We start from the raw sequence: 21,419 nt of genomic DNA, 5'->3' as shown, positions 1-21,419 counted from the left end.
TGTTGATAGTCGTTCCGGTCGCGAAGAATTCATTGCCGCTGACGCCTTGTTCGCCGCGTCCGCCCAGAGCAGGACCGTTTAGTGTTCCGCCGGTTATTTGGACGTGGTTATTGTTTGCCGTTCCGCTGCCGATGAAGAATTTTATTGGTTCCGCCGATTACTTGATTAACGGTCTTATTTGTTAAATCCGCTACTACCCAACTACCTTCGACCTTGCCTTCTTCACTTCTACCGCCGATGATATCGTGACCTACCGTGACGCCACTTTTTATATCTACTCTAGCGCCCGTAACGTCGCCCTTAACGCTATTTCCGCCGATGACGTCGCGACCTACTTCACCGCCGTTTAGAATTACTTTGGTATTTGAAATTTTGCCGTTCAGGCTGTTTCCGCCTATAGCATCTTGTGCTACTTTGCCTCCGCTCATTTCAACGTAGCTACTTTTTATCTCTCCATTTACGTTGCGGAAGCCGTAAGCGCTACCGCCTATCTCGCCGCCGCTTATTTTGACGTAATCATTCGTGCTAGTAGCGACGTGATTGGTACCAGAACCTCCGCCGAAGCCTCCGTGAACGTCACCTATAACCTTTCCGCCGCTGATTTCAGAGTAATTGTCGTTAGAAACGGCTGCCATATATGAGCCCGTAGTAGATCGAACCTCTCCGTTTTGTAGCTTTACGTAGTTTTTGCTAGCCGTAGCGTTGCTTCCGGTGGTAATACCCTCTCTAGTAGCATTGGCGCCTGTTATATTTTGAAGCTTAGCACCGGCGCTGTTTATGACGACATAGTTTTTCTCTAATGTACTAGCGAAATTTGGAGATACCGATACCGCGCCGTCTATTTCTTGACCGTTGCTTAAGACGATAGCGCCCGTAATATTTACGCCATTGCCTTTCGCGGAGCCGCCTTGGTGTATGGTAGCGCCCTCTATCCTGTATTTATCTATTTGCGCTGCACCTTTAATATTTACCGTATTATTTTCTGCGGAGCGACCATATCTAGCACGACCTCCCGATACTATAGCTTCGAAGCTCCCAACGGTGTTATTATCGCCGATTATATGGCTATTGCCTTCGATATTTACGGTGTTGCCGACGGCGTTTCCCGAATATCCTGGCTTTCCAGCCCAAGTGCCGTTGCCGCCGAGAACGACTCTATTAACGGTTGCATTTATTATGTTTACGGTATTGCCTGTTGCGCCTTTGCCTTCACCGCCTATTACGGTGGTAACGGTAGCGCGGTTTTGAACGGTGATCTGATTTCTATCGGCCGATGTCGTAGGTGTAATGCTAGGATGACCCATACCGCCACCGTATATACTGTACCCCGACATATCAGTGCCTGAAGCACTTCCGGTGATAGTTACTATATGATTTTTGGAGCCGCCTCCGTTACCGGCACCTTCATAACCACCCGAGTAATACCCGCCGCCTGGAGTATGCAAAACACCATCGCTACCGCCGCCGGTTACCGTCGCTTTTGCATTGTCGGCTAAAGCTTGCATCGGCATCAGTGCTAGCGTAGCAGCGATACTCAGACCTGAGATAATCGGTATCTTAATATCTTTCATAGTTGTAATCCTTCGTAAAAAATAAAAACTATTCATTATACTATAAAAATACCTATTTACAATAAATTTAATAAAATTTCTAATGAAAGGTAGCTTAATGCGAAAAAATGGGTATTGTGATGCAACGTTTTCGATAATAAAGTAAAATTTCAGCTTATTTTTGTTATCGAAGCTTAAACGAAAAATTACGATTACAAAATGATGGAATTTTAAAATTCCGACCTTAAAATTTAGCTAGCGGAATTCCCAAGAAGCGTCGCTGCGAGAAAAGCGCTAGAATAAAAAGGCAGCAGTTTCTGATAATGAGAAATAGGGTAGGGCATAAATTTTATAAATTTGGATTTGTAGAATTTAAAGTGAAGTAATATACAAGAGGAATTAAAATTTGAAGCAATTCTAGACTATAAGCACATGCTTCTGCGATATGTCGTTGGCAAAGAGATTAAAATTTTAAAGCAAGTTCCAGACGAGGCGATAAAAACGATAAAGTAGCGGCGTGGAGGGTTAAATTTTAAAAATTATAAGTGAAAACAAAAGCAAAAAAGCAAAATTCTAAAAATTTTAAGCGAAAAATCTGGGCTTTCAGTTGTATTCAAAATGGCAAAGGGCTTTCGGAGCTGTTTAAAATAACAGAGGACTTTCAGAGGTACTTGAAATAACAGGAGGGCTTTCGGCAGCTTTTAATGCTCACCAAAAGCCCATTTTTATAGTTTATGTGTATCTTACGCTCGAAAGCTAGGAATTCCGCTTGTCAAAAAGCCCAAAATCTCAAAAGCTTCTGCTAGCTTATTTGTAAGCTCCGCTAATGCTTTGAGCTGGGCTTGCCGCGGTTGAATTTTAATGCTTGCGCGTTTCTTGCCGTTAAAGCCTGGCGGACCAAGCTTAGCGGATTACAAGACCTTGCGGAATTCCGCGTCTGATAACCCAGACTAGGGTCTTTTTGCCCTTGTAATCTTTGATATACCGATCGAAGTCGTCTGAGCTTTTGACATCGTTTTGACCGACTTGGATGATCACGTCGCCTACCTCAAAGCCGTAATCATCGGCTTTTGAGCCATCTTTGACACTTAAGACGAGGGCGCCCGAGACATCGTCGTCGAGGTTATATTTGCGGCGCAAGCTGTCATTTAACGTCCTTAGCTTTAGCCCCTCTATAGCGCTTTTCGAGTTTTCGCCGGCTGAGCCTAAGGTGGTGGAGTCGGATTTCATCGCGTCTAGCTTGATAGTCGTGCTCTTGCTTTTGCCGTCGCGCTCAAATTCTACATCCACTGAGCTTCCCGGAGCCATTGAGCCGATTAAATTCTTTAATTCGTTGGCATTTTTGATAGATTTGCCGTTTATTTTGGTAATCAAATCGCCGCGCTTGATACCTGCTTTATCGGCTGGCATATCCTTTTCTACGCTTGAGATTAGCGCGCCCTCTTTGCTTTCATAGAGCTCTTTTTGGTCTTTAGACATATCCGAGATCGTGACGCCTATAAAGCCACGCTCGATCTTGCCGTTTGTGATGAGCTTTTCAGCAATCTCTTTTACCATATTTGAAGGGATTGCGAAGCCTACGCCGTTATTTCCGCCGCCGCGACTTAAAATAGCGGAATTTATCCCCAAAAGCGCGCCGCGACTATCCACTAGCGCGCCGCCTGAGTTGCCCGGGTTGATCGAAGCGTCGGTTTGGATGAAATTTTCATATTGATTTAGTCCGATATTGTTTTTATTTAGCGCCGAGATGATGCCTTGAGTGATGGTGCCGCCCACACCGAAAGGATTTCCGATAGCAAATACAATGTCGCCCTCCATAGCCTTGGACGAGTCGGCAAATTTAACCGCAGAGAGATTTTTTTCGTCGATTTTGATGATTGCAAGGTCGGTTTTAGGGTCGGTGCCGATTACCTTGGCTTTATATTCCTTATCGCCTTCTAATAGCGTAACTACGATCTCGTCGGCATTTTCTATCACGTGATTATTAGTTACGATATAGCCGTCTTCGGAGATGATGACACCAGAGCCTAGCGAGCTTCCTTCGCGCTCCTGCTGTTGCGGAATGTCAAAGTCGAAAAATTGCTTAAAAAACGGATCGTCAAACATCTGCGACATCGGACTATTACCTGCTTTGATCTTGGTTTTAGTTGCGATATTGACGACGGATTTTTTTACGTCCGCAAGCGAGCTGTGATACGAAAGCACGACATCTTGATTAAAGCCCGGATTTACGCGCTCATAATTGCTTGGAGCTTCTTTAATGTCGATACTGGCGCCAAAAAGCGTACCTGCTAAAGCTATCGATATGATGATCGATTTTTTCATTTTTGCTTCCTTTGTGATAATGAAATTTTGGCGGAATTATAAATTTTGTCCGCTAATATATTCTTAACGCAAAATTAAAATTTATAAATAGAATTTAGCAAACTTGATTGACACTCACTAAAGTTTTATGATATAATCTACATAAATTTTAAGATTTTAAGGATTAAAATGGCAAGCACAAGCAGTTTATACGAAACCTTAGGCGTGGATAAATCAGCAAGCGCCGAGGAGATTAAAAAAGCTTACCGCAGGCTAGCTCGTAAGTATCACCCAGATATCAATAAAGAGCCCGGAGCTGAGGATAAATTTAAAGAGATCAACGCTGCGTATGAAATTTTAAGCGACGAGAAAAAGCGGGCGCAGTATGACCGCCACGGCGACGAGATGTTTGGCGGGCAGAATTTCCACGATTTCGCGCAGGGCTCGGCGAACATGGGCGATCTAAACGACATCCTAAACAGCATTTTCGGCGGCTCCTTCGGCGCAAAAAGCGCAGGCTCGCGCGGCGGATTTAGTTTCAGCTCTTTCGGCGGTGGCGAAGGTTTTAGTGGCTTTAGCGGCAGTAGTTTCGGCGGCGGCTTTGGCGGCGCGCAGAGTCTAGATACGCATAGCTCGATTGAAATTCCTTTTGAAACCGCGATACAAGGCGGCGAGATGAGCGTGCGCATAAGCGGCGAGACGGTTAAATTTAAAGTACCTGCGGGCATCAATGCGGGTGAGAAGCTGCGCATCAGGGGTAAAGGACAAAAATCAGGCGCTCAAAGCGGCGATCTAATTTTAGAGATAAAAATCGCGCCAAGCGCCGAGTACAGCCGCGAAGGCGACGATCTTTTCAAAACAATCGACGTTCCTTTGAAAACAGCGATGTTTGGCGGAAAGGTAGAAATTTCGACGCCGAGCAAAAGCGCAACGATAAAGATTGCAAAGAATACCAAAAACGGGCAGAAATACCGCCTAAAAGGCTACGGCGTGCAAAATCGCAAGAGTAAAATTTTAGGCGATCTATACGCGGTGGTAAATGTCGTTTTGCCCGACGTCGATTCGCTGGATGAGGACGTCAAAGCCGCGCTGCAAAAGCTATAAGGAGGCATCAAAATGCATGATTACGACGAACCAGTTTATCTCATATCGATAGTCTCGAAAGTCCTAGATATCCATCCGCAGACGCTGCGGCAATACGAGCGCGAAGGGCTCGTGAGTCCGGGGCGCACTGAGGGTAAGATGCGCCTGTACTCGGCGCATGATATGGACCGCATACGTATGATTTTAAACCTTACAAAGGAACTAGGCGTCAATCTTGCGGGCGTGGACGTGATCTTTCGCCTGCAAGAAAGGATCGCCGAGTATGAGCGCGAGATTGAGGAGCTGCGAGCTAGAATTTTAGAGCTTGGCGGAGAGACAGACTAGGATCTGCAAGATAAAGATTTTAAAGCTCAGCAAAAATCAGATCCTGGCGCTATAAGCTGAAATTTTAATGCTATCAAAAAGCAAGATCGCCTCTTAAGCGTAGATTAAAGCGATAAATTTTGACTTTCAGTGCGGATTTGTAGGCGCGTTAAATTTAAAGTTGCGCTAAGCGTAAACCCGGGCGAATTTTCTTGCGATTAAATTTAAAAACCGCCTTGATATAATTTAGCTTTAAAATTTAAAATTCTAAGTCGTGTTAGATTTTAAAATTTTGTCGCGAACCTCTAAATTTAGCGATAAAGTGCGACATAATTTCTCTATTTTTAAGCGGGATTTTAGTAAAATCACATTATAAAATTTACCCGTAAATTTATATGAAAATATAAAATTTAATCGATATATCGCCTCCGATAAATGGTCGCGGATAATGTAAAATTTGACAATAAATTTAGCGCTAAATTTTATGCACAATTTTACAAAAAAGGGAGTTAATGGAGCTTGTTATAGAGCTATTTCTTGCGATCACCGCGCTTGCGATAGTACTAAATATCGTCTTTAAAATTTTTGAAATTCCCACTATCATCGGATATATCGTCGCGGGCGTGTGCTTTTCGCAGATATATAGCTTAAGCAGTGTCGAAAACGCCCATATGTCTGAGCTGGCAGAATTTGGCATCGTCTTTTTGATGTTTACCATCGGGCTTGAGTTTAGCTTCCATCACCTGATGAGTATGAAAAAGGACGTATTTTTTAACGGCATGCTCCAAGTGCTCGGCACCGGTATTATTCTAGCGCTCATCATCGATCAAGCTTTCGGCGGAAACATAAAAACCGTGATGATTATCGGGCTTGCGCTCGCGCTTAGCTCTACGGCGATCGTGCTAAAAACACTCAACGAAACAGGCGAAATCAACCAAAACTACGGGCGCAAGGTGCTTGGGATCCTGCTATTTCAAGACCTCGCCGTCATCCCTATTTTGCTGATGATAGACATATTCGGCTCGACTGACAATACCCCCGTGAACTATCTAATCTTAAAAACCGCCGTAAGCGCCGCCATAGTGGTAGTGATCCTTTTCGTGCTCGGTAAATTTGCTTTTAACCGCTTCCTCTACTACGTCGTAAGGACAAATTCTAAAGAAATTTTCATCGCGACCATCCTTTTTACCGTCGTGGGGGCTAGCTTTTTGGCGCATGTTTTTGGCTTTTCGTACACGCTGGGCGCATTCATCGCAGGCATGCTCATCGCAGAAACCGAGTATAAACATGAGATAGAGGCCGATCTGACGCCGTTTCGAGACATACTGCTGGGACTTTTTTTCATCACGATTGGCATGCAGATAAATTTTGAAGTCATCGTCTCGCACTATGGGCTAATCCTGCTCGCTATTATCGTTATAATGGCGCTTAAAACGGTTGTGATTTATGCGATCTTATTTCTCTCGACCGGCAAAAGGATAGCGCTAAAAGCGGCGCTGTCGCTATGCCAGATAGGTGAGTTTGCGCTTGCGATCTTTTCGCTGTTGATGAGCCGCGATATGCTAAGTAAGGAAAATGGGCAAATTTTAATTACAGTCGTAACAGCGACGATGATTTTAACGCCGTTTATTCTTAAAAATTTAAACAAAATCGCCAACCGTTTCGAGTCCAAGGTCGAAAAGCTCGAGGATGAGGAGCATAAAACTCAAATCCCGCCGATGAAAAATCACATCATTGTAGCAGGCTACGGCAGGATAGGGCAAGAAGTTGTGCTACGCCTTAAAGATCAGGGGCTGCTATACGTAGTCGCCGAGAGTGATTTAGAGCTTGTGGATCTGGGCAAATCGCGCGGAGAGAACATATACTTTGTAAATATAATGCAAAAAACCGCGATCGACGAGCTGCATGCGCGCGATGCGTCGGTCATCATCCTAACGATCGCAAATCAGCAAAAGCTCGACATCGTCGCTAAGATGCTAAACGGCTCTAATTTAAAAGCAAATATCATAGTGATGCATACGGGTGCCGATCCGCAAAGCGAGTTGCAGAGCGAATACGGCGAAAATTTTATCTTCGTAAAAAAGGAGAGAGTAGTAGCCAATGCACTTTTACAAGAGGCGCTGAAATGCAAGCTAACGCAGTAGCCTTGAGCGTTTAAGATCAAATTTAAACGCATTTGCTATGCCTAAAATATCCACGCTTCTTTATTCTTACTTCTACACTCAGCTAATTTAAAGCGTTTTAATGAACGCAGATAATATAGATATATTTAGATGGCGGGCTTGCAAATTTAAAGACGCAAAGTGCTGCTTTGGATTGATTTAAATTCTAAATTTAAGCTGTCATTCCACAGCAAAAGAATACTTAGACAAGGAGCTGATGAAATATATTTGCGCGATAAAGTTATTTAAAAATTCGTTTAAATTTTACTAATTTCACTCTTTTATCTCTTTATAAACGCTTAAGTTGCGTGCTAGGCAAACGATGGTCGTTATAAACAATATCGGAGCTATCGGCAAATACAGATACCCAAGAATTAGAGCCATATTATCGTAACTTCGTCCTTGAGAAAAGAGCAATTCCGAGAGTGGGAGATACAAAACTAGCGTCACAATCGCAAAATTTTCTATCGCGAAAATCGTATTGCTTTTTTTGGGATTTTCTACGAAAAGTTTACTGTATCTGCGTTTTGAAAAGAAAAATATAATCGTGCAAACGACGCTAATTATAAACGCCCAGTGTAATTCGTACGAATTTGGTAAAAATAAAATCAAAAAAACCGTTGTCGCAAAACTCGCGAAAGTAAATCTGATCAAACGGTGAAGTTGATATTTTTGCTTTAAATTTTTTGCAATTCGTGTTAGAGCTTTGCCGTACTCTAGCGCCTCCTCTTTGCTTTGGATAGATTCTGCTTCAAGGCTCGCGTCATTAAAATTTTGCTCAAATTTAGCGGTTTCATCTTGGGTAGCTTGCGCCTCGCCGTTTGTTTTATTAAAATTTTGCTCGCCGGAAATTTTATCAGCGATGGCTCCGCCGATTTTTGCTTGCGATTTTGGTGCCGGTAGATACACGGTCTCATCGGCGTCAAATTCCGGATTTGCGTTATATGTTATTATCGCCACCGGAATAGCGATAAAAATAGCAGGTATAATCTGACGTGTATCCCAGTCTATGTGATATTTTATCTGTAAATAAAATCCGACCAAAGCATAAAGAACGTAAAATATCGCAGCCACATGTATCCATATAAGTTTTATACTTCAGCCTGTTTAGGCAGACGAGTATATTTATCGCAGATAGCGCGAGCATGCATAAAAACGACATTATAGGCGCATCATTTACAAACGCAAGAAACACGACGATATAAATCAGGAAGGTCAAAAGCGTCCCGAAAAACAGATATCTACAAAAGCGAAATCTATCGTAACTTTTTAAAATTTCTTGCGGAATTTGGCTGATGTCCGCGGGGATTTTGTCTTTTTGCATTTGCATTTGCATTTTTACTGCCTTTCTCGGTTATTTTAGCTCAAATTTTGCTTTTTTACTCCGTGGCGTTTTAAATTTAATGAAGCGAGATTTTTTTGGCTTGCTTCTTTTTTAGCAGGCAAACAATCTCGATTTTGCATTAAATTTTTAAAAATGAATACTTACCGGCTCTTGCAATTTTATCGATAAAATTTTTGGCAGGCTAAATTTACACTCCGCTTCTAGCTAAATTTAGCTTCAAAATTTATCTTGCTTCATTCATAAAATAAGGCAACCAAGCTAAAGCTCATCCGTTTTATCCACCCGCACGAACGCCCAGTGCATAAAATCTCGCTTTGGCTCGTATTTGCCGCTGTTAAAATACTCCGCCAGTCTCGCCTCCTCCGCTTCGTTTAGCTCACCGCCTAGCATCCAGCGCGTCTTTTGCACAAACTCCTCCGCGCTTTTCGCCGCACCGCCGTGACACCAGGCTTTGATATAGCTGAGACTCGGCAGATAGCCCATTTGAAACAGGATGTTTAAAAGATAAACGAAGTCGGGCTTTTGCTCCACTTCGCGCCCTATCGCGTCTAAAATATCCCCGTCCACGAAGCTGCCACCCACCTTAAACGTGATGTAAAGCGCCTTTTTGGTCTTTGAAAGAAGCTTATTAAGCGCGGTTTTTAGATCGTCCACCTCGAGGCAGCGCGAGGCAAAGACGATATCGCACGCGGGCACGTCCGACCAGTCGTCTTCGAAGGCTTTTTGTGCAAATTTTATATTTTTTGCGCCGTAAGTTTGAGCGTTTTTCTTGGCAAACTCGAGCATCTTAGGCGAAAAGTCAAAGCCGTAGATCCGCTCCAGCTTATCCGCTGCGGCGATGCTAAGCGCGCCCGCTCCGCACGCAAAATCAAGCAGCGTCGAAGCGTCCGAAAAATCGACCTTGTCTATAAACTCGCGCGCGTAGGCGCTTTTCATCACGCCCTCGTTGAAGCTGGGCGCCTTTTTGTCCCAATGCTCGGCCAGTTTTTTGCCGAATGAGCTTTTTGCCTTTTGCGCCTTATAAAGCGCGCCAAAGTCGATCTCATCGTAGTTTGAAGCTAAAATCATAACTATCCTTTCTAAAATTTTGCGAGCAGATCGCACCGATTTTTTCGTTAAATTTTAGCGTAATTTTATGCGCCACGCCCAAATCCGCCCGAAATTTCAAACTACCCGGCGAGAAGTGCTAAGGCAAGCCCACCCCTGCGTATTTTATCTGCTCGAAATTCTTTAAATTTTCACCGAACGATCGCAGTTAAATTTTAAAAGTCCGCTCATAAATCAAAATTTTTAGTCTGTCGTCCGCACTTGTTCGCTCCGCATTTAAATCGCCGCTCAAATTTATCGCAAAGCCTCCAATCTAGCCGCTATTACCTTTTGCATCGCTTGATTTTTCTTGTTTTTGGCTAAAATTTGCAGCCTCCTTTTGCCGATGCGTTTGTCGGCGGCCTTTAGGATATTTGCAAGCCCCCACTCATCGGCATCAAAGTGCTTTGCAAACAACTCCTCTTTGGGCGTATCGATATATTCGCGGATAAGCTCGCCGATGTCGCTTATATCGTTACCATACGGATAAATTTTCGTTAGAGCGCCCTGCGCTAGGCTTTTTATGCCGCCGCTTTTTTGCACGAAATCCTTCGGGTAGTCAAAAATAATCTCGCCAGCAAGCGTGATAAAATATCGCGGCAAATCCGTGCTGCCGCGCCTGCTTTGCATCCTATAAACCGTGCAGTGGAGCTTAAAGTCAATGCTTTCATCTACGAGCTCGTAAAGCCGTTTTGCAAGCTTGCTCCAGCGTTTCATTTTGCCTCCTTTTGTCTATTTATCGCCTCTTGCGGTTTCGCGCGTAGCTTTTGCCGCCCTTTGCGGCGATCGCGCCTGAAAGCTGCGCGCCTTTTCTATTTTTTGCAAATCGCTTTGTAAAATTCTGCCGCGCTAAACGGTCTCCCAAAATCTAGACTCCGTCTTGATTGCTCCTCGGTTTTTCTCGCGTAAAATTTGCAAAAATTCTTTAAAGCTCGGCTCAAAAATAGAAGCGGCGGGCACAAATTTATATTCGCTTGCGCCGTCTTGCTCAGGCTTGTTCGCGCTGCTACGTTCAAGCTCGCTCGCGCCGCCCGCAAAGCGGATCCGCCAAATCCTAGCATGATTTATCCGAATTTTTGTGACTTCAAACGCTAAAATTTGCTCAAATTTATACCTCGCCGCGAGCTTCTGTCCGTCAAAAACGTAGATGAAATTTTGATCGAACCAAAGGCTCTCGCACGAGATAAAAAACCGTTCCAGCCAGAACAAAAACGGTCGCACGGAAAGCCTTTTTATCGCGCTTGCTTCGCTTATCCCATCTATCGCGGCAAGACAGCTCGAACTAAGCCTGCGAAGGTTGCGGCAAAAGAGCGTCCAAATAATCCCGCCCAGAAGCAAGATGCTAAAAATTACGATTAAAATTTGAATTAAAGCTTCAGCCATTTAAAATTCTAAGTCCTTTTACAAATGCAAACTTCGCCTCTGTATCGCTCCAAAACGAACTCCTGCCAAAATCCGTCTCCGCGCCGTTTGCAAGCTCTTCATAAAGCTTATAAAATCGCCCTTTGTGCGTGCAATCACTCAGGCAGACGTTAAAAAACGCCTCCGCCGCGTCCTTGCCGCCGAAATAAAAGATAAAGTAGATCGGGCGCAGATCGAAAGCGCTTAGATTTTTGTTAAATTTAGCCCCGCGCTGCATCATAAACTCCACCGCCTTTTGTTTGTCCTCAAAAAGCTCAAAAATAGGCAGCGCGTAGTCCTTGATAGCCGCGCTAATCTCGCGAACGCTGGGCTCAAAGCTGGCGCCTGCAAGCTGCCAGTCGCGAAACTGTTTGCGCGGCGTGAGATAACCCAGATGCGATACGAAAACAAGGTCGGTCGAGTAGGACAGCTCCTCTTGCATCAGCTTTTTTAGGCGCTTGCAGTAGATCGCGATCTGCGGCAGGATGCTCACGCTGCCTGAGTAATTGCGCATGCTGGAGCCAAAATAAATTTCAAATAAAATCTCCTTATCGCTTGCAAGCTTCGTTAGTTTTTGCCACTTTTGCGCGGGCTTGAAGTACGCAAAATTTGCCGCGATCTCATTGCAGCCGTTTAAAAATATCTCGCGCGGAGTCATGATTTTCCTTTTAAATTTATCGTTTAAATTTAGACGTTTTGCTCGCTAGCAATTTGGTTTGCTGCTTGCATTGCCGCAGCCGCGATCTGCAGCTTGGCATTTTTCGGCGCGCCGCCTTGCCGCCGAAAAGTTATTCTATACGCGCAATTTTACCCTAGTTCGGCTAAATTTAACGGCGCTACGCGCCCGTAAAATTTATAATCTATCCTCGTATCTTTCGTAGTTTATGCCGTATATTTTATCGATATTTTCGGCGTTTATGAGCTGCTCGCTGCGCCCGAAGGCTAAAATTTCGCCGTCCTTTATAAACAGCGTCAAGCTTGAGACGAACTTCGCGTGACGCGGATAGTGCGTCGTCTGCACGAAGGTATAGCCCTCGTCGCCTAGAGCTTTTATCATCTCGAGTAGCTTGATTTGATTGCCAAAGTCCAGCCCGTTTGTCGGCTCGTCCATAAAGATCACTTTCGCGCCTTGAACCAGCGTGCGCGCGATGTACGCCAGCTGCCGCTCGCCGCCGCTGACCTTTGTGTAGGGCGCGTTTTTTAAATGCGCGATGCCCATCTTTTCCAGCGCCTGTTCGGCTAGCTTTTTATCCGCCGCGCTAAAGCTACAAAACAGCGGCGTCCTGCACAGCGCGCCCATCAGAGCGACGTCAAAGATGCTGTAGTCATAGGACGGCGCGTGCGTCTGCGGCACGTAGGCGACGAGAGAGGCTAGCTCGCGCTTACCGTAGTCACGCACGCTTTTGCCCGCGATTAGCACCTCGCCCTCAAATTTTAAAAATCCGAGCATTATGCGTAGCAGGGTGCTTTTGCCGCTGCCGTTGGCGCCTAGGATACTTAGCGTATCGCCCGTCGCGACGTCGAAGCTGATGCCCTTTAGCACGGGCTTATCGCGGTAAGCAAAGCGCAAATTTCGCACTTCTATCAAATTTTCTCGCATCAAAAGCTCCTCTTGGTGCGGCGAAGCACGATGATAAACATCGGAATGCCAAATAACGAGGTAACGATGCCGATAGGGATCTCAAAGGTAAAAATGAGCCGCGAAAAGCTGTCGCAAAATAGCAGAAATATCGCGCCGATCATCGCCGAGCTAGCAAGTACCGCGCGGTTGTCGGCGCCGAATATAAAGCGCGCGATGTGCGGCACGATAAGCCCGATCCAGCCGATGATGCCCGCGATCGTCACGCTAAGCGCACTAACGAAGGTCGCGACGAGGACGATGAAAATTTTAACCCGCGCCGTATTTACGCCCAGGCTCTTTGCCTCCTCCTCGCCAAGGCTTAGCGCGTTTAAGTATTTGCCGCTAAGCGCTAGCAGTAAAACGCCCGCGCACATCGGCAAGATCGAAATTTCGATGAAGCTCTTGGACGCAAAGCCGAGGCTTCCCATCAAAAAATAGGTGATTGCCGGAAGCGCATCATTGGGATCTGCGGCGTATTTTAGCACCGAGAGCAGCGAGGTAAAGAGCGAGCCGCTGATGACGCCGCCGAGCACCAGCACGATGACGCTGCCGCTGCGCGAATACAACGCCGAAACGCCTAGCGCCACGGCCACGGCAAGAAAACCGAAGCCGAATGTGCTAAGCTGGATAAGGTATTCATTGAGCTTAAAAAACATCCCGACCGCTGCGCCGAATCCCGCGCCGCTTAGAACGCCTAGTATCGAAGGGCTTACGAGCGGGTTTACGAACATCGCCTGATACGCTGCGCCGCTGATCGCAAGGCTAGCGCCGATGAGCACGCAGGCAAGTATGCGCGGCAGGCGAATCTCGAGCAAGAGCGTGTGCATGACCTCAAAATCTTTTAAGCTTTCGCCCCGTAGTAGCGCCGTGACGTAGCGCGCATAGTCCTCTGCGCTAAAGCCGTATTTGCCCAGAAGCAGCGAGCCCGCGACGCAAAGCGCAAGCAGTAGGGCTAAAAACGCAAACGCCTTTTTACTCATTTTTCTTTACTCACTCGGCGCGTCCCAAAATTTTATAAATTTGCTCGTCTGTGAGCTCAAGATCTAAAAATAGCTTGTAAAACTCGCGCATCTGGGAAACCATGTCAAATTTAAATGCCTCGGGGTAGGACAAATTTATCAGCCACTTTAGCCCCAAAAACCTCATAAACGAAGGCGGGCGGTCAAACCACGAAAATGGCTCGCGCGGAATGTAGTAGGCCTTTTTGTTTTTCACCGCGCTTAGCAGCTGCCACTTCGGATCACCGTAAATTTTATCAAACAGCTCTTTTTCGTAGATGAGGATGACGTCCGGATCGTATTTAACGAGCTGCTCGAAGCTGATCTTTACGCGCCCGAAAGATTTGGCGTTTGGATCTTCGCTGCATTTATGCACGTTCTGTGCGCCGGCTCGCTCGATGAGCGTAGCGTGCCACGAACCCTCGCACTCGGTAGCTAGCCCGTCGCCGCCCTGCGCGTAGTAGATTTTTACCTCTTGCAGGTTGTTTTTCTTAATGTATTCCTCGATCTGCGCGGTCAAATTTAACGACTCTTTGGCGTATTTTATGAGACGTGCTGCGCGCTCCTTTTTGCCCGTGATTTCACCTAAAATTTCAAACCCGTCCAGATAATCCTCGAGCCTCACTGCGCTTAGATAAAGCATCGGCTTTTTGATCGAGCCGAAAACCTCGCTCATCTTTTTGGCGTTGCGCGAGCTTGCGTTTACGAGGATGAGATCTGGGTTTAGGCGCAGCAGCATCTCGGCGTTTGGAATTTTACCCTGGCCGAAAAAGCCGCCCACGACTGGCTGCTCTTGCACCTCTTTTTTGACGTAGGGGCGCTCGAAGGCGTTCCACTCGAAATTTACGCCGCTGATTTTAGCGGGATCAAGCGCGTAAAGCATATATAAAAGCGGCGGCGAGCTGGCGTAAATTTTAGCTGGAGTGCCTTGCAGCTGCTCGATATTCTCGCTGTTTTGAGCGATATAGTCCTTGATCTGCGCCTCGCTCAGAGCAAAAAGCATGCTCGCGGCGCAGAGAAATAGAAATATTTTTTTCACCGTTTTCCCTTTTAAATTTTTTGATTTCGCAAGTATAGCAAAAGAAATTTTAAAATAGATTTATCTTCGCTAGACGCCTATTTAGCTGCTAAATTTTAAAATTTAGCGGCGGTGATTTTAGATTGCTCGGTGCAAAATTTGGGCTTTAAAATTTAAAGGGCTCGATACGATGCGTGCAATCGGCTAGGTTGTGCGCGCAAAATTTAGGATTTGAAATTAAAGAGCGAAATTTAAATGGATGAAATTTTAGGGACTGCGCGGCAAACGCTACATTCTAAAAAGCAAAATTTCAAAAGAGGCGAGCGGTCCGAGATGAAGCTCAAAACCGCTCGCCAAGGAGTTGTATGAAACACTAGGCTAAATGCCACAGCCGTCTGAAAACCGATTAAAATTTATATCTGATGTTTGAGAAAAATACGCGACCCTCCTCAGGATAGCCCTCGTCGTATTCGTAGTTTTTATCAAATAAATTCGATACTCCCGCTTCTATGCTTAAGTTTTCGATCGGCTCGTAAGTAAGCTTTAAATTTGTAACGCCAAATCCTGCCAGCCTAGTTTCTTCTTCAGATAAGACATATTTGCCGGATGAGATATATTGCGACAAGTATGCAGATAGCTTAGGTGTAATTTTATAATCTACATATAAGAAAGCCTTATGCTTCGGCAGATCATACACTTTTGCGTCTGTGTTGTCGTTCGTAACTATAAGATAAGAGTAGTTGCCGCCTATCTCAAGGTCTTTAGTTGCAAAATATCCCAAGCTAAACTCAAAGCCTTTGTGGGTCGATCGGTCGATGTTTACGAACATATTTCTAGTTTGACCGTTTCTGGTTTCTTTTCTAAGCCCGAATGCGTCTTTGACTTTTGAATAAAATACTGCTGTTTCGAGCTTTAGCGTTTCTCCGAAAATTCTTTGATAGTCTATTTCGTAGTGGTTTGCTATCTCGGGGCGAAGGGCAGGGTTTGCGAAAGTCCTGCCAAATCGCTCGCTATATCTATCTTTCATGCTTGGGAAAAAGGTCTTTTTTGCGTAGCTTAAGCTAAGCTCATCGTTGCCGTCAAAACTATGCTTATAAGCTGCTTGGTAGTTAAAAGCTCTTTCCTTTTTTAGATCGGGGAAGCTATAAAAATGCGGTCTTCTAGCTAAAATAGAGCCGTATTTCTCGGCTTTTTTAGAATCTCTAATATCATAATCGGCACCTAAGATGAGCTTATTGTAATCGGTAAATTTATACGTATTTTCCAAAGCGAAGCTATACATAGCGTCTTTGGTAGTTTGGATCGGTTCGCCATCGTTATGTTCCTTATGCTCGTCAAATTTATAATTCGTCGCGAATTTTAATGTATCTTGATCGCTTACGTCGCCGCCTACTTCGGCACCGAAGCCATAAGAATGATCTCTGTAATGGCTGTTGAATGAAGACCTTTTTCTTTGTGTGCTGTAGGTTTTATCATCGAATGCTCGTAGATCGTTTTTAAATTTATCATAATACGCCTTCGTATTTATGTATAGGCTACCTGCAATTTGCGTATGCGAGAGGAAATAGATGCTTTCCTTATCCCACATAGGCCAATCCCAATAATTGCTCCAATCCAAATAGCGACCCGCATAGCGAGGGGCTTGCTTTCTGCCTTTTTGATTGTTGTAGCTGATAGCGTATTCGTCAGTTTCATTAGGCGTAAAACCTACCTTAAATCCAAATTTTTTATCTCTTTGTATGGAGTTATCGCGTCTACCGCCGTCTTCATCGCCGTTTATAGGCTTATTAAATTTAGACGAAAGCTGCTGACCTCTGTCTTCTAAGAAGCTTCCGCTTGCTTGAAGGTAAAATAGCTCTTGCTTAGTGCCGATGCTAAAATCGACGTTATTGCCGATAGTTTTACTGCTTTTGCCGCTCTCGACTCCATAACCGATCTCACCCTCAAGCTCCTTGCTAGGCTTTTTGGTGATCAAATTTATCGCGCCGCCCATAGTGTTGGGTCCGTAAAGCACCGAACTAGCGCCTTTAGAGATTACGATGCGCGATAGATCGAATGTCGTAAATCGTCCGTAATCGATATAGCCGTCGTAAGGGATATAGACGGGAATTCCGTCGATAAAGACGGGCACTCTTCTAGCGTTAAAACCGCGAACGTAAAAGGTCTGCTCGGCTCTTCCACCACCGCCTTTGTTTACTTGCAGGCCGGGCGTGCTCTCGGCGACCTCGGAAAGACGCTTGATCTCGTTTTTCTTCATCTTCTCTTCGTCGATTACCGCGACGCTCGTGTCGCTTTCTTGGACTTTATCGCCGATTTTCGACGTGACTTCGATCTCGCCTAGATTAAAAATTTCGCCGTGAAGCGCAACGGAGGCTATGACGGCAAACAGACAGCTCTTTTTCATCGAAACTCCCTTGAGTAAAATTATTTTAATATATCGCAGAAAATCTTATTTTTAGGTATTTTTTAGCTATCGATATATGAAAAGAATTTTATTCAATATATGTTAAAAGAAGCTTAAATTTGGAGGGCTGTATAAACGAAATTTTAACAAAACTCACAAAAGCGTAGCGAGAAAATATTTTAAGGACGGATCGCGTACGAGCCGTCGAAAACTTAAGCTTGGAAACGGAGCGTCTAATGCGCGAGCGGCTAACCTTGCGGCGAGGAGCATGCAGAGGGGCACCATATCGGTCTTATCGAGCAGTAAAATATATATTTGCTCCGCTTGCGAAGGCTTTTGCTGTAGCGATTTACCGATTTTTGATCGCGCTGCCTATGCATTTTGGCGTTCAACGTGCGGCATGCGGTGTGCGCTGCATACAAGTACAGCATGGCATACGGCGTGCAGCGTGTAGGGCGCGAACCAGCGCCTTGCGGCTCACGGGAAGGTCCGAATTTTGCGCGAGAGTGGGCTTGCACGATGGGTGGCTTTACGTTAAGAGTGGAATTTTGAGCAAGATACGGACTTTGGGTCGGTCGCAACTCAAGATCGCGCGGCTTTGCGGGCTATGAAATTTTAAAATTTTGCAGCACGCATGGATTGGGATTTTGACGCGGGCGGGTCATGGCGCGGGCCGATCCCATGCGAGCGGACGCCGTGCGAATAGACTTCGGCGCGAGCGCTTTTTGTCGGCGTAAGCGCGCCTGAGCAAACCGGCGCCTTATGAGCGGGGTTCGCGCGGGCTGAAATTTTATATCGTTTGGATGAAATAAAATTTTGTAATCTAGATGCCGCGCCAAATTTCATCGCCCAAGATTTATCGGCTCAAGTCGTGCCGCTTTAAAATTTTCCCACCGCCACAGTGCTCGCGCGTCGCTCTATGTCTTTCACATCGCATTGCCCACTAGCGCGCCGCCGCTTAAAATTTCTGCGCCGCCTCATACCCATCGGCGCGCCGCTACGTCTCTATCGACGCGTCGCAGGGCGCTGTTTCTGCAAACATTGCATCGCTCGCCGAGCCGCGTCGTCTGCGCTGCCGCTTTGAAATTTCGCAACGCCAAAGCGGGTTAATTTTACACTGCTTGACGGGCTTTGCTTCATCTGCTATCGGCGCCGCAACTGCGTCTTATTCGCCGCTGCTTTAAATTTACAGCGGCGAAGCGGGTTAAATTTCACAACCTCGGCGCTGTGATAAATTTTATCGATCGGGTCTGCGCTATGTCGCTTTAAAATTCGGCGTGGCCATACAGTTTAAAATTTTATGCCGCTAAGGCGTTTTAAATTTTATACCGTCGAAACGCACTAAAATTTTACGATCTAGACGCTGCGCCAAATTTCATCGCCCAAGATTTATCGACTCAAGTCGTGCCGCTTTAAAATTTCCCGTCGCGACACCGCATCTGCTACAAAAATTTCTGCCGCCGCGCCCGCCTCGTCGCTCACTAGCGCACCGCCATTTTAAGCCTCTTGCGCCGCGTCGTCCATTAGCGAGCTATTTCATAAAATTCTACGCCGCCGCGCCGCCGCTTAAAATTTCCGCGCGCCCTCTATCGGCGCGTCGCTTTGAAATTTTCCGTCGCCGTGCCTTATTAAAATTTTACAAAATAAAATTTTGCCAAGACGCGCAAATTTAATATCGCGCCGCGCCCTACGCATCAAAATTTTTTATATCGCGACGTGCGGCCGAGCTTGCCGATGAGGCTTGCGCGCGACCGAGTATCGTCATGCACCGAGCGTATCGATAGAATTGCGTAGGGCTACCGCACGATCATCGCAGGGTGCCGAACCTGCAGATCGAGGGCAGCATAGAGCTGTGTGCGACCGATTATCGCGCCGCATAAAATTTATGCCGCAAAATTTCATCAAGGCTTAAAATTTAACATCACGCTAGCTTTATCGCGCCAAATTTCATCATCGAGGCAAGTTGCCCGATTTAGCTCTCGCGGCAAATTAAGCGCGCCGCCTAATAAAAGCGGTATAAAATTTGCTCGCGCGATAAAGCCCGTCCCTCGGGGGCTAGGCGTATAAAATTCTACCCAGGCGGATCATGTTTGAGCCGCATTTGATCGCGAGCTCAAAATCATCGCTCATCCCCATTGAGCAGATCCGCGCACCGTGCGGCACGAGCGCGTCAAAGATCTCTCGCGTTGCCTCGAAGCTTCGCGCGATCTGCGCTGGCTCGCTCACGTGCGCTCCGATGCTCATCACGCCGATTAAATTTAGATTTTTGCACTCCTGCTTAATGCGCAAAAACTCCTCCACCGCGCGGTTTTTATCGAGCCCAGTTTTGGAGCTCTCGCCCGCGGCGTTGATCTCCAGCAGCGTATCTAGCGGATAATTCAGCCGCTTATTTACGGCAAGCGCGAGCTCGCAACTGTTGCAGCTCTGCCACAGCGTCGGGCGCAGAGCGATGAGCTGATTGATTTTGTTGCTTTGTAGCGTGCCTATGAAGTGCCACTTTAGCGGCAGCTCGCGCAGTAGCTCGCTTTTGCGCTTCAGCTCCTGCACTCTGTTTTCTCCAAACGCGATCTGTCCTTGCGAATACAGCTCGCGCACCTCATCCGTGCCTACGTTTTTGCTCACCGCGACTAGCTGCACTTCGCCCGCGCCTGCTTTTGCAGCCTCAATGCGCTTTAAAATTTCATCCAGCCTCATTTGTAAAATCCCAAAATTCTAGCAAAATCATTTAGCACCGTAAATATCATCAAAAGCGCTAAAATCCCCATGCCTACATAGCTAGCACTCACGAATACCCGCTTTGGCACCGGGCGGCGGAAGATGAGCTCAAAGAGATTAAACGCGATGTGTCCGCCGTCGAGCGCGGGGATCGGAAAGAGGTTGATAAGCCCTAAATTTACCGATATTAGCGCCACGAGCGCGAGCAAGACCGCCGCGCCGTAATCGACCGCTTTTGAGGTGATATCTGTAATAGCGACGATGCCGCCCATCTCCTTGGGCGAAACGACGCCGCTGGCGAGCTTTTCAAGACCTACCAAGATGAGCTTTGATGCCTCCACCGTCTGATCCCACGCGAAGCTAAGCGAGCGAGCACCTTTGTGATATAGCGTCACGGTCGCGTTGTAATCGGGCGAAATGCCGATGAGCGGCACTCTGATGCTCTCGCGCCAGATGGTTTTTTTCTCGCCGAGCTTTGGTGTAAGCTGCAGGCTCAGCCGCTCGCCGCCGCGCATGATCTCTAGGCTTAGCGGTGTTGCGGTTACCTGCTTTGAGATGTCGTCCCACTCGCGGATCTGCTTACCGTCGATCGATAAAATTTCATCGTTTAGCATTAGCCCTGCGCTTGCTGCGGCAGAGCCCGACGAGATTTTGCCGACCTTCGGCGCTAGTTTTTCGACGCCGATGTAGCCCAGTGCGATGTAGATCAAAAACGCAAGCAGCAGGTTGAAAAACGGCCCCGCAAAAAGTATAATTATGCGCGCGATCGGGCCTTTGGAGTTGTAGCTGTCGGGGTCTGTGCTTACTGCGGCGGGATCCAAATCCTCCTGCCCCTTAAGGCTCACGTAGCCCCCCAGAGGGATCGCGCTGATGGCGTACTGCGTCGCGCCGATACGCTTAGTAAAGACCTTCTCGCCGAAACCCACGCTAAAGACGTTCACCCCCACGCCCAGCGCCCGCGCCGCCAAAAAATGCCCCAGCTCGTGGAAAAAGATGAGGAAGCTGATCGCCAGCACCGTGACCATAAAATTTATCGAGTAAAAATAAAATCCGACCGCCAGGATCGCGAGCGTTAAAATTATGCTTTTCAAATTTCAGACCTTTGTAAAAAATGGGCTAAGCTTACTATGATTTTGTAAATTTTAAGCTTAGATTGCCGTTTAAAGCCTTGGCTCGCTTTTTTAAACTTGGTTAGCTTTGAGCTTAGCTCACCGCCGTTTCGAGCTATAAATTTAGCTAAATTAAGGGCGCGCAGGCGGACGATCGGCGTGAGGAATTTAAAATTTAAAAGCGAAATTTTACCGCGAGATTTTGTAGAGCGAGTTATAAAATTTAGCTGCACGGAGCTTTGTGCTTTGAACTGTCGCTATGCTTTAAAATTTCATTATGTTTTGACAAGTCGTAATGC

The 21,419-nt window shown here is 46.3% G+C and carries 18 protein-coding genes; 3 read left to right on the top strand and 15 right to left on the bottom strand.

What is annotated here, in order from left to right:
- Positions 1 to 107: 107 nt before the first annotated feature.
- Positions 108 to 1,571 carry an autotransporter outer membrane beta-barrel domain-containing protein gene (locus CGRAC_RS06615; protein WP_005870170.1) on the bottom strand — a complete coding sequence of 488 codons (1,464 nt, stop codon included), beginning with the start codon at positions 1,569 to 1,571 and terminating at the stop codon, positions 108 to 110.
- 882 nt (positions 1,572 to 2,453) lie between these two features.
- Positions 2,454 to 3,875, bottom strand: a complete 1,422-nt coding sequence (locus CGRAC_RS06610; RefSeq protein ID WP_005870174.1) for a Do family serine endopeptidase — start codon at positions 3,873 to 3,875, stop codon at positions 2,454 to 2,456.
- Positions 3,876 to 4,043: 168 nt separating this feature from the next.
- Between CGRAC_RS06610 and CGRAC_RS06605 the strand changes: the two genes are divergently transcribed.
- The 3 genes from CGRAC_RS06605 (at position 4,044) to CGRAC_RS06590 (ending at position 7,405) form a co-directional block, all read left to right on the top strand.
- The gene (locus CGRAC_RS06605; protein ID WP_005870176.1) at positions 4,044 to 4,958 is read left to right on the top strand and encodes a DnaJ family protein; all 915 of its coding nucleotides are present in this window, start codon (positions 4,044 to 4,046) and stop codon (positions 4,956 to 4,958) included.
- A 12-nt stretch (positions 4,959 to 4,970) separates the two neighbouring features.
- On the top strand, positions 4,971 to 5,282 hold the full coding sequence (locus tag CGRAC_RS06600; RefSeq protein WP_005870178.1) for a heat shock protein transcriptional repressor HspR: 312 nt from the start codon (positions 4,971 to 4,973) through the stop codon (positions 5,280 to 5,282).
- A 491-nt stretch (positions 5,283 to 5,773) separates the two neighbouring features.
- Entirely contained in the window at positions 5,774 to 7,405 is a 1,632-nt protein-coding gene (locus CGRAC_RS06590; protein WP_005870182.1) for a cation:proton antiporter, read from the top strand.
- A gap of 291 nt (positions 7,406 to 7,696) precedes the next feature.
- On the opposite strand, the gene CGRAC_RS12230 is transcribed toward CGRAC_RS06590, so the two are convergent.
- From CGRAC_RS12230 to CGRAC_RS06520, 13 genes are all read right to left on the bottom strand, one after another.
- Positions 7,697 to 8,383, bottom strand: coding sequence for a hypothetical protein (locus CGRAC_RS12230; RefSeq protein WP_005870183.1), 687 nt, complete (start codon positions 8,381 to 8,383; stop codon positions 7,697 to 7,699).
- The gene (locus CGRAC_RS12225) at positions 8,364 to 8,759 is read right to left on the bottom strand and encodes a hypothetical protein (RefSeq protein WP_005870185.1); all 396 of its coding nucleotides are present in this window, start codon (positions 8,757 to 8,759) and stop codon (positions 8,364 to 8,366) included. Before CGRAC_RS12225 ends, CGRAC_RS12230 begins: the two co-directional genes overlap by 20 nt.
- A gap of 267 nt (positions 8,760 to 9,026) precedes the next feature.
- On the bottom strand, positions 9,027 to 9,836 hold the full coding sequence (locus CGRAC_RS06580; protein ID WP_005870186.1) for a class I SAM-dependent methyltransferase: 810 nt from the start codon (positions 9,834 to 9,836) through the stop codon (positions 9,027 to 9,029).
- Positions 9,837 to 10,109: 273 nt separating this feature from the next.
- Positions 10,110 to 10,571 (bottom strand): SF0329 family protein, encoded by a 462-nt coding sequence (locus tag CGRAC_RS06575; RefSeq protein WP_005870188.1) that lies wholly within the window; start codon positions 10,569 to 10,571, stop codon positions 10,110 to 10,112.
- Between the two features lie 132 nt (positions 10,572 to 10,703).
- Positions 10,704 to 11,237, bottom strand: coding sequence for a hypothetical protein (locus CGRAC_RS06570; protein ID WP_005870190.1), 534 nt, complete (start codon positions 11,235 to 11,237; stop codon positions 10,704 to 10,706).
- A complete protein-coding gene (locus CGRAC_RS06565; RefSeq protein ID WP_005870191.1) occupies positions 11,230 to 11,913 on the bottom strand; it encodes a hypothetical protein in 684 nt (227 codons plus the stop codon). Before CGRAC_RS06565 ends, CGRAC_RS06570 begins: the two co-directional genes overlap by 8 nt.
- Positions 11,914 to 12,108: 195 nt before the next feature.
- Positions 12,109 to 12,855, bottom strand: a complete 747-nt coding sequence (locus tag CGRAC_RS06560) for an ABC transporter ATP-binding protein (RefSeq protein ID WP_005870193.1) — start codon at positions 12,853 to 12,855, stop codon at positions 12,109 to 12,111.
- Positions 12,855 to 13,856 (bottom strand): FecCD family ABC transporter permease, encoded by a 1,002-nt coding sequence (locus CGRAC_RS06555; protein ID WP_005870195.1) that lies wholly within the window; start codon positions 13,854 to 13,856, stop codon positions 12,855 to 12,857. The genes CGRAC_RS06560 and CGRAC_RS06555 overlap by 1 nt, the downstream gene beginning before the upstream one ends.
- Before the next feature lie 10 nt (positions 13,857 to 13,866).
- The gene (locus CGRAC_RS06550; RefSeq protein WP_040303635.1) at positions 13,867 to 14,913 is read right to left on the bottom strand and encodes an ABC transporter substrate-binding protein; all 1,047 of its coding nucleotides are present in this window, start codon (positions 14,911 to 14,913) and stop codon (positions 13,867 to 13,869) included.
- A gap of 385 nt (positions 14,914 to 15,298) precedes the next feature.
- Complete coding sequence (locus tag CGRAC_RS06545; protein ID WP_005870205.1) at positions 15,299 to 17,296, bottom strand: TonB-dependent receptor plug domain-containing protein; 1,998 nt, start codon at positions 17,294 to 17,296, stop codon at positions 15,299 to 15,301.
- A 2,055-nt stretch (positions 17,297 to 19,351) separates the two neighbouring features.
- Positions 19,352 to 19,990 (bottom strand): YggS family pyridoxal phosphate-dependent enzyme, encoded by a 639-nt coding sequence (locus CGRAC_RS06530; RefSeq protein ID WP_005870215.1) that lies wholly within the window; start codon positions 19,988 to 19,990, stop codon positions 19,352 to 19,354.
- Positions 19,987 to 21,102 (bottom strand): RIP metalloprotease RseP, encoded by a 1,116-nt coding sequence (gene rseP / locus CGRAC_RS06525; protein ID WP_005870216.1) that lies wholly within the window; start codon positions 21,100 to 21,102, stop codon positions 19,987 to 19,989. Before rseP ends, CGRAC_RS06530 begins: the two co-directional genes overlap by 4 nt.
- Positions 21,099 to 21,353 (bottom strand): hypothetical protein, encoded by a 255-nt coding sequence (locus CGRAC_RS06520; RefSeq protein ID WP_005870217.1) that lies wholly within the window; start codon positions 21,351 to 21,353, stop codon positions 21,099 to 21,101. The genes rseP and CGRAC_RS06520 overlap by 4 nt, the downstream gene beginning before the upstream one ends.
- Positions 21,354 to 21,419 lie beyond the last annotated feature (66 nt).

Source organism: Campylobacter gracilis (genome assembly GCF_001190745.1).
Taxonomy (GTDB): domain Bacteria; phylum Campylobacterota; class Campylobacteria; order Campylobacterales; family Campylobacteraceae; genus Campylobacter_B; species Campylobacter_B gracilis.
This window is presented reverse-complemented; position numbering and strand designations above follow the sequence as displayed.

Excerpts from the sequence above, each read along its gene's own strand:
- CGRAC_RS06605 (WP_005870176.1), top strand. The coding sequence starts at position 4,044 with ATGGCAAGCACAAGCAGTTTATACGAAACCTTAGGCGTGGATAAATCA.
- CGRAC_RS06560 (WP_005870193.1), bottom strand. The coding sequence starts at position 12,855 with ATGCGAGAAAATTTGATAGAAGTGCGAAATTTGCGCTTTGCTTACCGC.
- CGRAC_RS06610 (WP_005870174.1), bottom strand. The coding sequence starts at position 3,875 with ATGAAAAAATCGATCATCATATCGATAGCTTTAGCAGGTACGCTTTTT.
- CGRAC_RS06600 (WP_005870178.1), top strand. The coding sequence starts at position 4,971 with ATGCATGATTACGACGAACCAGTTTATCTCATATCGATAGTCTCGAAA.
- CGRAC_RS06565 (WP_005870191.1), bottom strand. The coding sequence starts at position 11,913 with ATGACTCCGCGCGAGATATTTTTAAACGGCTGCAATGAGATCGCGGCA.
- CGRAC_RS06615 (WP_005870170.1), bottom strand. The coding sequence starts at position 1,571 with ATGAAAGATATTAAGATACCGATTATCTCAGGTCTGAGTATCGCTGCT.
- CGRAC_RS06580 (WP_005870186.1), bottom strand. The coding sequence starts at position 9,836 with ATGATTTTAGCTTCAAACTACGATGAGATCGACTTTGGCGCGCTTTAT.
- CGRAC_RS06575 (WP_005870188.1), bottom strand. The coding sequence starts at position 10,571 with ATGAAACGCTGGAGCAAGCTTGCAAAACGGCTTTACGAGCTCGTAGAT.
- CGRAC_RS06555 (WP_005870195.1), bottom strand. The coding sequence starts at position 13,856 with ATGAGTAAAAAGGCGTTTGCGTTTTTAGCCCTACTGCTTGCGCTTTGC.
- CGRAC_RS06590 (WP_005870182.1), top strand. The coding sequence starts at position 5,774 with ATGGAGCTTGTTATAGAGCTATTTCTTGCGATCACCGCGCTTGCGATA.
- CGRAC_RS06545 (WP_005870205.1), bottom strand. The coding sequence starts at position 17,296 with ATGAAAAAGAGCTGTCTGTTTGCCGTCATAGCCTCCGTTGCGCTTCAC.
- CGRAC_RS06570 (WP_005870190.1), bottom strand. The coding sequence starts at position 11,237 with ATGGCTGAAGCTTTAATTCAAATTTTAATCGTAATTTTTAGCATCTTG.
- CGRAC_RS06530 (WP_005870215.1), bottom strand. The coding sequence starts at position 19,990 with ATGAGGCTGGATGAAATTTTAAAGCGCATTGAGGCTGCAAAAGCAGGC.
- CGRAC_RS12225 (WP_005870185.1), bottom strand. The coding sequence starts at position 8,759 with ATGCAAATGCAAATGCAAAAAGACAAAATCCCCGCGGACATCAGCCAA.